Genomic DNA, 13,594 nt, shown 5'->3' on the forward strand with positions numbered 1-13,594 from the left:
TCAGGAGGATGGCGAGGTTGTTCGTGGCGTTGAGGTGGCCCTTGTCGTGGGCGTGGCGGTAGAGGGTTTCGGCTTCGTCGGTGCGGCCTGCCTGCTTCAGGAGGATGGCGAGGTTGTTCGTGGCGTCGAGGTTGCCCTTGTCGTGGGCGTGGCGGTAGAGGGTTTCGGCTTCCTCGGCGGTAGAGGGTTTCGGCTTCCTCGATGCGGTCGGACTTCTCCAGCAGGACCGCGAGGTTGTACGTGGCTCGCCTGTCGCCCTTGTCGGCCAGCGGCCGCACAGCCGCCTCCGTGACGTGGAGTGCGTCGCCCCAGTAGGCGCTCGTCGCGACGGCGAAGCGGTCGTCATCGTCGGCCGCCTGGGCAAGCGCAGTCTCCCGTACCCAGTCCGGCACCGCCGACTCCGCCCCGTCCGCGAGGTAGTCGAACGCCGACCACCACCCCTCGGTCACCGGCACCAGCGGACTCGTCACCCCCAGCCGCACCCGCGAAGCCCACGCGAACGCCTCCTCAAGCCCTTCCGGCCGCAGTACTGAGCCGCCCGCGTCTGCCAGGCACCGCTCGTGCACCTCCACCAGCAGCCCCCGCGAGTACGGCCCCCGCAGGCCCGCCCGCGTCAGATCGACAGCCGCCGTCACGAGTGCCGCCCCACGCGCGTGGCCGCACGCCCGCCGAGCGCGGCGCCACTCCTGCAACAGCACCGGCCCGGCGGCCATGTACTCGGCGATCCCGTAAGTCCCGTGGTGTGCAACGGCATCCGCGATCCGTGAGTCGTCGCAGTCCCCGGCGCGGGACAACTCGTCCTCGCTCCACAGCCGGTCCAGATCCACGACCGCCGCCATCCGCAGCACCCGTGCCCCGAGCCCCGCCCAACTCTGGGCGACGCCCCCGGCGCCGTCATCGACGCCGGCGCTGAACGTCTCGTACGGCTTCAACCGCATCGTCGCCACGACCGGCACTCGTAGCCGTACGAACTCCGTGAGCACCTCGGGCTCAAGGCCCTCCGGCCCGAGGTATTGCTCCAGGTCGTCCAGCCACACCACGCACCGCAGGTGCCCGCAGCCCTCCAGCACGTCCGGAGCGGGCCGCAGCCTCGCGCCCGCCGGGGGCGCCAACACCCGGTACTCCGGCAGCAGTTCACGTACCGCCTCGAACGCGGCCCGCGTCTTCCCCGCCGTGGAGTCACCCACCACCAGCACGAGGCCGCCCTCCTCGGCCGCCTCCCGGACCCGCTCCCAAAGCTCCTCGTCGACGTCCCGCGCGACGTACGGAGGCAGCTTGCTGCCGTCCTCCCCGGGCCGCGCCCGGTGCGCCCCGGCGGCGAGGGCGTCCCAGTCGCGGGCGAGCGGCCAGCGGCCGGGGTCCTGCAAGTACCGCTGTGGCGGCCCCGCCCGTTCCCCGCCGAACGTGACGGACCCGATGGACTGCGCCTGGATGACGTCGCGCTGCTCGCCGCCGGAGATGTGGTTGTCGCCCGTCATGCCTCCCTACGGTAGACCGGGGCGCGCGCCCAACCACCCTGTTCCGCAGGGAGATCGGGGCGGGGAGGCGCCGACCGCCGCAGGGCGTGCGCCATCACCGGTCGGTCGCCCGAGGATGCGCCGTCCCCGCATACGTGACCCAACAGGTCTCGCGCGCCACATCGATGAGGTACCAGACGCGCCCGCCACTCGTCACCTCGATCTGCCACTGCTCGCAGGTCTGGCCTCGATAAGTGCCGTGCGCCAGCGTGCCTTTGAGGCGGTGGTGGCGAGACGACTCAGCGGTGGGCCGGGGGTCCGTGCGCATAGCCAGCCAGGCCCGGTAGGTGTTCTTGCGAGCCTGCTGGCACAGGCTGTCCCAGCCCTTCGCCGACGCGGCGTCCGCGAAGCGGACCTCCCACTGGCCCTCCGGCGCCGGAGGCGCGGCACGGTCGCCGCGTGACGGCGTCACCCGGCTTCCCGGGGGTCCGACACCCGGCCGTGGTCCGCGTCGTGGTCCCGCGTCAGTGCGGACAGGAGCTCGGGATCCGAGTGGGCCTCCGCGGTGTGCTGCCAGGAGATGAGGAGTTGGGCGGTGGCCGCGCTGTTGGCGACGGAGTCGGCCGCGCGCATCGTGTCGACCAGTTCGAGGGCGAAGGCGTGGACATCCGCTTCCGGCAGGAAGTGAACCCAGGGAAACGCGTCGGGCAGTATGTCGAGGAGCAGTTCCATGCTGCCGGGCTCCCGCCGGGCCATCGCGGCGAGCATGCGCGTCGCCGCCGATACGACGGTCTGGTCCTGCTCGGCCCGCGCCGCGGTCGTGAGGACCAGGTCCTCGCCGTCCCTGCGGTGCAGGAGCAGGCGCGGGGACTCTCTGAGCCTGGCCAAGGTCTGCTTGTTCTTGTTCACCAGCTCGGAGAAGTTCACGGCGGCCGCGTTCTCGGTGCTCATGACTTTGAAAGTACTTCGAAAGTTGCTGACCTGCCATCGCCCGTAAGAGGGACCTACCGCCCGCAAGCGCTCGCGCACGCGGGCGGTGCGCGGCTACTTCGCGAAGTACTCCCCGAAGTGGGCGGAGCCGTAGCCGCCGCCCAGGTTGAAGCTCTTGGCGTCCGTGCCGGTCACGCCGGAGGTGTCGGTCGGGAGCTGCCAGACGCGGCCGGCCCAGGTGTCCTCGCCGTTGCCGCCGACGTAGACCTCGGGCTTGCCGTTCTTGTCGGCGTCGAGGACGGTGACGGCCTCGCCGAAGTGGTCCTTCGCCTCGGAGGTGCTGGGGACGCCCTTGGAGTTCTGCGTGAGGACCTTGGCGCCGGTGGTGGTGACACCGGTCCTGCTGCCGCGCAGGAGGGTGATCGCCCCGGACCCGGCGGTCTCGGGCGCGGTGGCGGACTCCCAGGACGCGCCGACCACGATGTCCGCGTAGCCGTCCCGGTCCACGTCGCCGACGGCGACGTCGTTGCCCCAGCGGTCGCCCTTCTCGTCGACCCCGGGGACGCCCGGGCTGCTCTGGTCGTAGACGCGGGCGGGCACTGTCCTGCTCACGCCGTCCGGGCCGCCGTAGGTGACGCTGATCGCGCCGCTGCTGTTGGCGTCGTACGCCTGCGGGGTGCCGACGAAGTCCTGGTAGCCGTCGCCGTTGAGGTCGCCGAAGGAGCCCTGGTGCCGGGAGTCGATCCTGCCGCCGGGGACCAGGCCGGTGCGGGTGCCCTTGAGGACGCGGGCCTGGAAGCCGTCGGAGGAGGTCCGGCCGCTGCCCATGGCCACGACGTCGTCGATGCCGTCGCCGGTCATGTCGCCGATCTCCGCGCCGCTGACGGCCGTCCCGTCCTTGGCCTCGGTGTCCCGGAAGCCGGTCGAGGCGGGCTTGCCGGTGGAGCGGTCGAAGGGGCCGTACAGCATGCCGACGCCCCACGTGGAGTCGCCGGGGCCCGGGCCGACCTGCGCGGCGCCGACGATGTCCGCCCTGCCGTCGCCGTTGACGTCGCCGATGCCGTGCCAGGCCGAGCGGAAGGCGGGGGACTGCTCGGTGCCCGCGCCGGTGGGGATCTGGGTGCCCCCGGAGATGCCGTCCTTGCCGCCCCACAGCACCAGCATGTCGTTGCCGCTGATCAGCAGGTCGTCGTAGCCGTCGCCGTCGAGGTCGCCGTGGCTCGCCTGGTGGCCCCAGCCGTAGTCGGAGGCCGTGGGCTCGCCCGGGATGCCGGGGGTGGCCCGGCTGATCAGCTGCTGCTTGTCGTGGCGGAGACCGGTCGGGGAGCCGTAGACGATGGAGACGAGTCCGGCCCGCTTGAGGCCGTCGACCTTGGCGCTGGGCGCTCCGACCGCCAGGTCCGCGTAGCCGTCGCCGTTGAAGTCCGGCCGCCTCGCCAGGTCCGCGTAGCCGTCGCCGTTGAAGTCGGCGGCCGCCTTCGCGGGGGCGGGGGCGGCGGGCGCGGCCTGGGCCGGGGCGGTGGCGCTCAGCAGCGCGGCGGCGCAGGCGGCAGCAGTGACGTACGTGGTTCTTCGCAAGAGAGAGACCCCCGAGAAGTGTGTGGTGCCGGGCCGGATGTCGGCTTCCGGCCCGATCCTGGTGCTGGAGTTGACCCATGGGGGAGCCCGATGGTTGGTGTGACGTGCTTAACGCTTTCCGCCCGCGCGGGCCCGGTAGCGCCCCGGTGTCGTGCCGAACTCCCTGCTGAACGCGTGCGACAGGGCGTACGGCGAGCCGTAGCCCACGCGGCGGGCGATGGCGTCCAGCGGAGCCCCGCCCTCGCGCAGCAGCGCCGCCGCCCGCGTGACGCGCCACCAGCTCAGGTACGCCATCGGCGGGCGGCCCACCAGCGGTGTGAACCTGCGCGCCAGCGTCGCCCGCGAGACGCCCGCGCGGGCCGCCAGGCGGTCGTTGGTCCAGGGGTGCGCCGGATCCGAGTGCAGCAGCCGCAGCGCCGTCGCCACCGCCGGGTCGCGCAGCGCGGGCGCCCAGCCGGGCGCCCCCGCCTCCGCGCGGTCCGCCAGCCACGCCCGGATCGAGTAGACCAGGAGCAGGTCCAGAAGGCCCGGTACCGCGATGTCGCCTCCCGGGCGGCCGCCCGCCTCCCCCTGTGTCTCGTGCGCCAACAGGCCGAGTGCCGCGCGTAGTTCGGGGTGGCGGTCCGGGCGCGCCGGCAGGTGCACCACGTCCGGCAGCTCGGCCAGGAGCGGGTGCGCCTGCGCGCGGTCCAGGCGGTACTTGCCGCACATGACCTCGACATCGGCACCGGCACCGGCCTCGGTATCGACCCCGGGCTCGGCCTCGGCCTCGGCATCGAACGCGGCCGGGCGCGTCGCCAGCCACCGCTCGAAGTCCACCGCCCGCTCCACCGCCCGGGCCCCCTCCGCCCTCGCGTCCGCCAGCAGATGCGCCGAGCCGTGCGGCAGCAGCGCCACGTCGCCCGGTCCCAGCGGGATCCGGCGGCGGCCCTCGTCGAGGAGGAGCTGGCAGCTGCCCGCCAGGACCACGTGGAAGCCCGCCCCCTCGTACGCGGGCAGCCTCGTGGCCCAACTCCCGGACGCCCTAGTCCGGTTCGCCGAGGGGCTGCCCACGCGTACGGCGGAGATCGCGTCGCTCACCACGTCCATACGGGGAGCGTACGCGGCGATGAGACGCTCGCGTATCCAGGTGAGGCTCCAGCGCATTGAAGCGCTCAACTCCGCTGCCTACCGTGAGACGCAGCCACAGGGAAAGTCATACGGAAGGGGGACGCCATGGAGCGGTTCGTGCTCGGGGACGTCGAGGTGCTGCGGGTCGAGGAGATGCGGGGGCGGTTCGGGCCGGGGCGGGTGCTCGTGCCGGACTGTCCGCCCGAGGTGTGGGACGCCAACGCCGACTGGCTGGCACCGGAGTTCTGGGAGCCGGAGGCCGACCAGGTCGTGGGCGTCGTACAGACCTGGGTGCTGCGCAGCGAGGGGCGGACGGTCCTCGTCGACACGGGGGTCGGCAACGGGCGGAAGCGGCCCGGCTCGCCGCACTTCCACGGCCTGGAGACGGACTACCTCGGCCGGCTCGCGGCCGTGGGCGTGCGCCCCGAGGACGTGGACGTCGTCGTCAACACCCATCTGCACGGGGACCACGTGGGCTGGAACACCCGCGCGGAGGGCGACGACTGGGTGCCCACGTTCCCGAACGCCACCTACCTGATGCCCGCCGCCGACCACGCCCGCTTCTCGCCGGAGGGCGCCGCCGCGCTGCCCGCTCCGCGCGATCCCGCCGAGCGCGCCCGCCGCGAGGAGCACCGGAACATCTTCGCGGACAGTGTGGAGCCGGTGGTGCGGGCGGGGCAGGCCGTGCTGTGGGAGGACGCGTACCGGATCGACGGCCGGCTGGCCCTCGAACCCGCGCCCGGCCACACCCCCGGCTCGTCCGTCCTGCGCCTGGCCTCCGGCACCGACCGGGCCGTCTTTGTGGGCGATCTGCTGCACACCCCGGTGCAGATCCTGGAGCCGGAGTGCAGCAGCTGCCTGTGCGAGGACCCGAAGGCGGCGGCCGTCAGCCGGCGCCGGGTCCTTGAACGGGCCGCCGACGAGCGGGAGTTGTTCGTGCCCGCGCACTTCGGGGGCGCGGGCGCGGCCGAAGTCCGCCGCGAGGGCCGCGGGTTCGCCGTACAACAGTGGCGCACTAACTAGAACGCTCTATCTAGTGCGACATGGTGGTGGAGTCGGCGGGCCCGCCCAGGTCCCACGCCTCCCACATCGCCCCCGCGAACGCGGCCGCCAGCTTCCGCTCGCCGTGCTCGTTCGGATGCGTCCCGTCGTACGTGTCCAGATGGATGTCGTACGCGGCCGGCGGCGAGGCCAGGAGCAGCGACGACGCGGCCGTGTCCAGGTCGGCGACCGTCTTGGCCAGGAGTTCGTTGAAGCGGTCGACCTCGGCGGCGAAGTCGGGGTCGGCCTCGGCGCGCACGTTCGGGATGACGGGCAGCACGGCGACGGCGACGCGCGGGTTGGCGCGGCGGGCCTCCGCGACGAAGCGGCGCACGTTGTCCGATGTCTGCTCGGCGTTGGTGTAGAAGCCCAGGTCGATCAGGCCGAGGGAGACGAGGACGACGTCCGCGCGGTGCGCGGTGACGGCGTCGGCGATCAGGGGGACCATGTGCTGCCAGCCCTCGCCCCAGCCCGCCAAGTGGCGGCGCGGGAAGTCGGGTTCGGCGTACTCGTACGACGTGGGGGCCTCGGTGGCCTTGTCGTACAGCGTCTCCCGGGGGCCGACGATCTTGAAGGGGGCGCCGTGGGCGGCGCACAGGTGGCGCCACATCCAGTAGCGCCAGGTGTGTTCCCCGGCGCTACCGATGGTCATCGAGTCGCCGACGAACATGAACCTGAGCATCCGCTCATCATCGCGCCACGGCGGGGCGTCCCGCCGCCACACGGCGTGTGAGGCTGAGCACGCCGCCCGGCCCCGGGACTGCCCGCGCCGCGCGGATGGCACGCTTGGGCCCATGCGCTCGCTTCCGTCTGTGCCCCCCGGTGCCGCCGTCACCGCCGTCGCCGTGTGCACGGCGCTCGCCCTCACCGCCCCCGCGGCCCGCGCCGACGACAAGCCGGGCAACGAAGGGTTCTCGATCAAGGACCCGCGGATCACCGAGTCCAGCGGACTCGTCGCGTCCCGCGCCCACCCCGGCATCTACTGGACCCACAACGACCAGGACAAAGGCGCCTTCCTGTACGCGGTGGACAGCAGGACCGGCAAGACGGTCGCCACGATCACGATGACGGGCGTCGGCACGCCCCGTGACGTCGAGGCGATCTCCATGGGGCCCGACGGACAGCTGTACGTCGGCGACATCGGCGACAACCTCGGCGGCAAGTGGTCGTTCGTCTGGGTCTACAAACTGCCCGAGCCGCGGCAGCTCAAGGACCAGTCGATCCGCGCCGAGCAGTACGTCGTGAAGTACTCCGACGGCCCGCGCGACGCCGAGTCGCTGATGGTCCACCCGAAGACCGGGCGGATCTACATCGCCGACAAGAAGGAGGACGGCGAGGGCAGCCTGTACGAGGGCCCGCCGCCCGCGCGGCTGTCCACCTCCGGAGCCAACATCTTCAAGCGCGTCGCCGACATCGACCTGTGGGCGACCGACGGCGCCTTTTCACCGAACGGCAAACAGCTCGCCCTGCGCGGCTACCTCGGCGGCGTCTCGTACAAGTGGGAGGGCCCCGGCGGAAAGATCAAGCGCGAGGGGCGGCTGAGCGTGCCGCTCCAGCGCCAGGGCGAGTCGGTGGCGTTCAGCCCGGACGGCACCCGCCTGATGTTCGGCACGGAGGGGGCCCAGAGCGACGTCGAGCCCCGGGACGTCGAGGGCGCCGGGGGGCCGGGCGGGGCGTCGTCCGACGGGAGCGGCGCCGACACGGACGACGACGGCTTGTTCGGCGGCGGCTACAAGGGCGCTGCCCTCGCCCTGGCGGCCGTACTGCTCGCCTTCTTCGGCGTGAAGCGGCTGTTCCGAAGGCGCTAGCGCCAGACGAAAAACACCACCGGCGAGACCATGATGGAGAGGAACGCCACCAACGTGTAGGTGAACCTGTCCGTTTCGTGATCCACCCCGCATGCGGCGCTGTCGGTGCAGGTGGCGCGGTGTGCGCGTACCTCGCGGCCCTGTTCGAACGCCCCGACCGCCTCGGCGCCCACCCGGATGAGGAGCGAGGGGACGAGAAAGGCGAGGAACCCGACGCCCGGCGTCCCGTACGCGTTCAACACCCAGGCGCCACACGCGGCCACCGCCACCACCGCCGCCACCGCTCCCGTCTGCCGGTGGCCGGGGAACACGACCCAGGGAACGGCGGGGAAGAACAGGATCATGGCTATGACGAGGGCGAGCGCGCCGAGCTGCATTACCTACCTGATTTCGTTCGTCCACAGAAGGCGGGTGCCCCCACCCTCGGAGGGATGGGGGCACTCGGGATGATTCTGTCATTTATCGGGTGTATTCGATCAGGCGAGGCCCGCAGGTGTATCACTGCGCCGGCAGCCCTAGGCAGACCGCTCCTGCGAGGGCTCGTCCTCCTTGTCCTGCAGCAGCCGCAGCTCGTAGTGCAGCGTCGCGTCCCTGCGCAGCTTGTGCGTGAGCGGGACGAGGATCCCCTGCCCCAACGGGTACTTGCGGGCGATCAGTTTCGCCGCGCGCCGGTTCTCCGGGCTGCCCTGTTCAAGGAGCCGCACCCGGGCCCTGACCTCGGGCCCGGTCGGCTTGCCGCCGAGGGTCGAGGGGGCGATCTCGACCCGCGGGTCGTTGCGCAGGCGCTTGACCTTGCCCGCCCGGCCGAAGGTGCGGAAGTAGGCGTGGTCCCCGTCGACCGCGAGGTGCACGGGCGTGCCCACGGCCTCGCCGTTCCTGCGGTGGCTGGTGAGCAGGACGGTCTTCTGACGCACGAACCGGGCGAGCTCCGGGCCCACCGGTGGAGCGGGTGTCTGCTTCATGTCTCCATACAGACACTGTTCGCCCGCCCTGTCACGTCGTGTGCGGCTCCCGAGTCCTCCGGCTCACGAGTACTTCCAGGCCGTCCAGGATCCGCTGCAGGCCGAACTCGAAGTGGTCGAAGTCCGAGCCGAACGAGTCCTCGGAGAGGCCCGCGATCAGCGGATACTTGCCGCTCTGCATGATCCGCTCCAGGACCGGGCGCTGGGTCTCCCAGAAGTCCTCGTCCGTGAGCTCGGTCTCCTCGCGGGCCTGCGCCTCGAGCACCTGCGTGCGCGCCACCCCGGCCACGTACCCCTCGACCATGACGAGCACCGAGATCAGCTCGACGTCGCGCAGCCCCATCGGCTTGATGAGCGACAGGACCCGCTCCAGGCCCTCGACCGCGCTCGGGCCCAGCACCGGGCGGGCCTGGTTGACCTGGAGCAGCCAGGGGTGAGCGCGGTGCTGCTCCAGGATCGCGCGCGCGTAGGACTCCAGGGCCGCCCGCCAGTGGCCCGTGAACTCGGCGTCCTGGGCGGTCGGCGCCTGGACGTGATTGAGCATCAGGTCGAGCAGCTCGGCCTTGCCGGGCACGTACCGGTACAGCGACATCGTGCCCGTGCCGAGCTCCGTGGAGAGGCGGCGCATGGAGACCGCGGCGATGCCCTCGGCGTCGGCGAGGCGCACGGCGGTACTGACGATCCGCTCCAGGGTCAGGCCCGGTTTGGGTCCGCGTGTGGGGCGCTCGCCGCTGCCCCACATCAGTTCCAGGCTGCGTGTGATGTCGCCGCTGCCGCTGGTCTCCGTGGTCGCCATGGATCTCACGATAAGCCCTTGGGGCAAAACTGGGTACGGTGTACTCTCAATTGAGTACGGTGTACTCAGCGCACCTTGGAGGGGTAGTGAGCAGCAGCGACTACGCGGTCTTGGCCCGCGGCCTGGAGAAGCGGTACGGCGACAAGCGGGCCCTCGACGGCTTCGACCTGACCGTGGAGCACGGCACGGTGCACGGCCTGCTCGGGCCGAACGGCGCGGGCAAGACCACTGCGGTGCGCGCCCTGGCGACGCTGATCAAGCTCGACGGCGGCCGGGCCGCGGTCGGCGGCGCGGACGTGGCGCGCGACCCCCGCAAGGTCCGCGGCAGCATCGGCCTCACCGGTCAGTACGCCGCGGTGGACGAGATCCTCACCGGCCGGCAGAACCTGGAGATGTTCGGCCGCCTGTTCCACCTCGGCGGGGGGCTCGCCGCCCGCCGGGCCCAGGAACTCCTGGAGCAGTTCGGCCTCCAGGCCGCCGCCGACAAGGGCGCCGGGCAGTACAGCGGCGGCATGCGCCGCCGCCTCGACCTCGCCGCGTCGATGATCCTCGCCCCGTCCGTGCTGTTCCTGGACGAGCCGACGACCGGCCTCGACCCGCGCGGCCGCAGCGAGGTCTGGGATTCCGTACGGGACTTGGTGGCGGGCGGCACCACCGTCCTGCTCACCACGCAGTATCTGGAGGAGGCCGACCGGCTCGCCTCCCGCATCACCGTCATCGACCAGGGCCGCGCCATCGCCGACGACACCCCCGACGGCCTGAAGGCGACCGTCGGCGGCAGCCACCTGGAGGTCGTGGTCGCCGAGGCCGCCGACCTGCCGGCCGCCGTGCGGGCCGTCGAGCGGGTCGCGAAGGGCGCGACGGAGACCGTCCGCGCGGAACGGCGCGTGCAGGCCGCGGTCACCGACCGCGTCGCCGCGCTGACCGACGTCGCCCGCACGCTCCAGGACGAGGGCGTCGCGGTCGAGGACATCGGGCTGCGCCGGCCCAGCCTGGACGACGTGTTCCTGCGGCTGACGGGGGACCGGCCCGCGCAGGCCGTGGACGGCGCCGGCGACGAGACGTACGAGACATACGAGACCGACACCGACGACCGGGCGGAGGCGGCGGCATGAGCGACGCGACGACAACAATGGCCCCCGGGTCCAGGGACGTGCCCCTGAGATCCGCGGCCCCCACGCGCGGGCGCGCCCACTGGGCGCTCGCCGACACCCTCAACATCACCCGCCGCTACCTCACCCACTTCCGCCGCCAGCCGGTCACCATCGCCTGGCAGCTCGGCTTCCCCATCATCAGCGTGCTCCTGTACGGCTTCGTGTTCGGCGAGGCCATGAAGACCCCCGGCAACGAGGGCGACTACAAGCAGTTCCTAATGCCCGGCATGTTCGTGATGACGATGGCCTTCGGCTTCATGAACACCGCGATGGGCGTCGTCACGGACGCCTCCAAGGGCGTCATCGACCGCTTCCGGTCCATGCCCATGGCGCCGTCGGCGGTGTCGGCCGGACGCGGCCTGTCCGATCTCATCGTGGCCTGCGCCGAGTTGACGATCCTCGCGCTGACGGCACTCGCCATCGGCTGGCGCCCCGAGAACGGCGTCCTGAACGCGGCGGGCGCGTTCGCGCTCCTGCTGCTGCTCCGCTTCAGCCTGATCTGGGTGGGCGTCTGGCTCGGCCTGGTGGTGCCGACCCCGGAGGCGGCGGGCGGTCTGTACGCGGTGGCGTTCCCGCTGACGATGATCTCCAGCGTGTTCGTGGCCCCGTCCCTGATGCCGGACTGGCTGGGCCCGATCGCCGCGTGGAACCCCGTGTCGTCCACGGGCACGGCGGCCCGCGAACTCTTCGGCAACCCCGGGGCGGGCGGCTCGGGTTGGATCGAGCAGAACGCGGTGCTGATGGCGGTGGTGTGGCCGCTGGTGGTGACGGCGGTGTTCCTGCCGCTGGCGGTGCGGAGGTTCAAGCGGCTCAGCAGGTGAGGCTCGGGGTTCCCCGCGCCCCTGAGGGGCGCGGGGAACTGCGCGACCAGCCACGAAGCATCCGCAGGTGACACAGCGGCCGCACAGCGCAGCGTCAGAGCTTCTCGATCACGTAGTCGACGCACTTCGTGAGCGCCTCGACGTCCGCCGGGTCGATGGCCGGGAACATCGCGACGCGGAGCTGGTTGCGGCCCAGCTTGCGGTACGGCTCGGTGTCCACGATGCCGTTGGCGCGCAGCGCCTTGGCGACGGCGGCCGCGTCGATCTCGTCGGAGAAGTCGATGGTGCCGATGACCTGCGAGCGCTTGGCCGGGTCGGCGACGAACGGGGTCGCGTACTTGGACTCCTCCGCCCAGCCGTACAGGCGGGTCGAGCTGTCCTTCGTACGGGCCGTGGACCAGGCGAGGCCGCCCTGGCCGTTGATCCAGTCGAGCTGCTCGGCGAGCAGGAACAGGGTGGCGAGGGCGGGGGTGTTGTACGTCTGGTTCTTGCGGGAGTTGTCGATGGCCGTCGGCAGGCTGAAGAACTCCGGCACGTGCCGGCCGCTCGCGTGCACGCGCTCGGCGCGCTCGATGGCGGCCGGGGAGAACGCGGCCACCCACAGGCCGCCGTCCGAGGCGAAGGACTTCTGCGGAGCGAAGTAGTAGACGTCGCTCTGCGCGATGTCGACGGGCAGGCCGCCCGCGCCGGACGTGGCGTCCACGAGGACCAGGGCGCCGTCGTCGGCGCCCGCGACCCGCTCGATGGGGGCGGCAACGCCGGTGGACGTCTCGTTGTGCGTGAAGGCGTAGACGTCCACGCCCTGCTCGGCCTCGGGGGCGGGGTGCGTGCCGGGCTCGGAGGTGATGACGGTCGGCTCCGCCAGCCACGGGGCGAGCTTGGCCGCCTTCGCGAACTTGGAGCTGAACTCGCCGAAGGACAGGTGCTGGGACTTGTTCTCGATCAGCCCGTGCGTCGCGACGTCCCAGAACGCGGTGGAGCCGCCGTTGCCGAGGACGACCTCGTAGCCCTCGGGGAACTGGAACAGCTCGCGCACGCCCTCGCGGACGCGGCCCACCAGGTTCTTCACCGGGGCCTGGCGGTGCGACGTACCGAGCAGGGAGGTACCGGTGGCGGCCAGGGCGTCCAGCGCCTCGGTCCGCACCTTGGAGGGGCCCGCGCCGAAACGGCCGTCGGCGGGCTTGATGTCAGCGGGAATCCGGATCTCAGCCACGAGAGGGAGCGTAGCCGTTCCAGGGCGCGCCGGGCGGCCCCGGTCCACCCCGCGAGACGGCCCGACCTGGGCACGAGCCGCGCTAGAGCGGCACTGTGGCCGCCGGGTGCCGCCCGGCTTTAAGCAGTGGCGGGCCCGGCACCCCACGGACGACCATGGCGCGCATGAGCGACCAACCCGCACGCTGGACCCAGGCCACCGTCCACCCCGACATGTGGGCCGACCCCGACGACGACCCCCGCGACACCGGAGCGAGCCCGGACGGCGAGCTCGCGACGCTCCTCGACTTCCTGTCCGGGTACCGCATGACCCTGCTGATGAAGTGCGAGGGCCTGGACGCGGAGCAGCTGGCCCGCCGGTCGGTGCCGCCGTCGACGATGTCGCTGCTCGGCCTGGTCCGCCACCTCGCCGAGGTGGAGCGGGACTGGCGCGGCTGGATCACCGGCGGTCAACCGCCGAGGCTGTACGGCGAGCGGGACGCGGACTTCCACGGCGCCGTCGCCGAACAGACCGTCGTCGACGCCGCGTACGCCGACCTGGAGCGCGAGCAGGCCGCGACCGACGCCGCGCTGGCCGCACACCCGGACCTGGGCGAACGGCTGCCGAAGGACGGGACCTCGGTGCGGGAGCTGATGGTGCACAGGATCGAGGAGTACGCCCGGCACTGCGGGCACGCGGATCTGTTGCGGGAGTGCGTGGACGGGCGGGTGGGGCAGTAGCGGCG

General features: G+C 72.2%; 14 protein-coding genes and 1 pseudogene. 5 read left to right on the forward strand and 10 right to left on the reverse strand.

The window, feature by feature from the left end; translation table 11 throughout:
* From STRAU_RS17725 to STRAU_RS17745, 5 genes and pseudogenes are all read right to left on the reverse strand, one after another.
* Nucleotides 1–1,478: pseudogene (locus tag STRAU_RS17725) on the reverse strand (hypothetical protein); the annotation flags it as partial.
* 94 nt (nt 1,479–1,572) lie between these two features.
* Nucleotides 1,573–1,929: a hypothetical protein gene (locus tag STRAU_RS17730; RefSeq protein WP_016641725.1), complete on the reverse strand. Its 357-nt coding sequence runs from the start codon at nt 1,927–1,929 to the stop codon at nt 1,573–1,575.
* Nucleotides 1,926–2,408: a hypothetical protein gene (locus STRAU_RS17735; RefSeq protein ID WP_016641723.1), complete on the reverse strand. Its 483-nt coding sequence runs from the start codon at nt 2,406–2,408 to the stop codon at nt 1,926–1,928. The genes STRAU_RS17730 and STRAU_RS17735 overlap by 4 nt, the downstream gene beginning before the upstream one ends.
* A 93-nt stretch (nt 2,409–2,501) precedes the next feature.
* A complete protein-coding gene (locus tag STRAU_RS17740) occupies nt 2,502–3,965 on the reverse strand; it encodes an FG-GAP-like repeat-containing protein (protein ID WP_016641724.1) in 1,464 nt (487 codons plus the stop codon).
* A 108-nt stretch (nt 3,966–4,073) separates the two neighbouring features.
* Nucleotides 4,074–5,054 (reverse strand): AraC family transcriptional regulator, encoded by a 981-nt coding sequence (locus STRAU_RS17745; protein WP_037660179.1) that lies wholly within the window; start codon nt 5,052–5,054, stop codon nt 4,074–4,076.
* Between the two features lie 126 nt (nt 5,055–5,180).
* Between STRAU_RS17745 and STRAU_RS17750 the strand changes: the two genes are divergently transcribed.
* The gene (locus tag STRAU_RS17750; RefSeq protein ID WP_016641727.1) at nt 5,181–6,098 is read left to right on the forward strand and encodes an MBL fold metallo-hydrolase; all 918 of its coding nucleotides are present in this window, start codon (nt 5,181–5,183) and stop codon (nt 6,096–6,098) included.
* Nucleotides 6,099–6,108: 10 nt separating this feature from the next.
* Here the strand turns inward: STRAU_RS17750 and STRAU_RS17755 are convergent, their stop codons facing one another.
* A complete protein-coding gene (locus tag STRAU_RS17755) occupies nt 6,109–6,798 on the reverse strand; it encodes a GDSL-type esterase/lipase family protein (RefSeq protein ID WP_016641728.1) in 690 nt (229 codons plus the stop codon).
* 112 nt (nt 6,799–6,910) lie between these two features.
* Between STRAU_RS17755 and STRAU_RS17760 the strand changes: the two genes are divergently transcribed.
* Nucleotides 6,911–7,924 carry a hypothetical protein gene (locus STRAU_RS17760; protein WP_037660169.1) on the forward strand — a complete coding sequence of 338 codons (1,014 nt, stop codon included), beginning with the start codon at nt 6,911–6,913 and terminating at the stop codon, nt 7,922–7,924.
* On the opposite strand, the gene STRAU_RS17765 is transcribed toward STRAU_RS17760, so the two are convergent.
* The 3 genes from STRAU_RS17765 to STRAU_RS17775 form a co-directional block, all read right to left on the reverse strand.
* Nucleotides 7,921–8,301, reverse strand: coding sequence for a hypothetical protein (locus STRAU_RS17765; protein WP_016641730.1), 381 nt, complete (start codon nt 8,299–8,301; stop codon nt 7,921–7,923). The genes STRAU_RS17760 and STRAU_RS17765 overlap by 4 nt on opposite strands.
* Nucleotides 8,302–8,439: 138 nt before the next feature.
* Nucleotides 8,440–8,886, reverse strand: coding sequence for a PPOX class F420-dependent oxidoreductase (locus STRAU_RS17770; protein ID WP_016641731.1), 447 nt, complete (start codon nt 8,884–8,886; stop codon nt 8,440–8,442).
* Between the two features lie 31 nt (nt 8,887–8,917).
* Complete coding sequence (locus STRAU_RS17775; protein ID WP_016641732.1) at nt 8,918–9,682, reverse strand: TetR/AcrR family transcriptional regulator; 765 nt, start codon at nt 9,680–9,682, stop codon at nt 8,918–8,920.
* Between the two features lie 86 nt (nt 9,683–9,768).
* On the opposite strand from STRAU_RS17775, the gene STRAU_RS17780 reads away from it, so the two are divergent.
* Nucleotides 9,769–10,797: a daunorubicin resistance protein DrrA family ABC transporter ATP-binding protein gene (locus STRAU_RS17780; protein WP_016641733.1), complete on the forward strand. Its 1,029-nt coding sequence runs from the start codon at nt 9,769–9,771 to the stop codon at nt 10,795–10,797.
* Nucleotides 10,798–10,814: 17 nt separating this feature from the next.
* Nucleotides 10,815–11,657 (forward strand): ABC transporter permease, encoded by an 843-nt coding sequence (locus STRAU_RS17785; protein WP_037660170.1) that lies wholly within the window; start codon nt 10,815–10,817, stop codon nt 11,655–11,657.
* Nucleotides 11,658–11,751: 94 nt separating this feature from the next.
* Here the strand turns inward: STRAU_RS17785 and serC are convergent, their stop codons facing one another.
* On the reverse strand, nt 11,752–12,870 hold the full coding sequence (gene serC, locus STRAU_RS17790) for a phosphoserine transaminase (protein WP_016641735.1): 1,119 nt from the start codon (nt 12,868–12,870) through the stop codon (nt 11,752–11,754).
* 164 nt (nt 12,871–13,034) lie between these two features.
* Between serC and STRAU_RS17795 the strand changes: the two genes are divergently transcribed.
* Nucleotides 13,035–13,589 (forward strand): DinB family protein, encoded by a 555-nt coding sequence (locus tag STRAU_RS17795; protein WP_037660181.1) that lies wholly within the window; start codon nt 13,035–13,037, stop codon nt 13,587–13,589.
* Nucleotides 13,590–13,594 lie beyond the last annotated feature (5 nt).

This window comes from Streptomyces aurantiacus JA 4570, from assembly GCF_000414115.1.
GTDB lineage: Bacteria > Actinomycetota > Actinomycetes > Streptomycetales > Streptomycetaceae > Streptomyces > Streptomyces aurantiacus_A.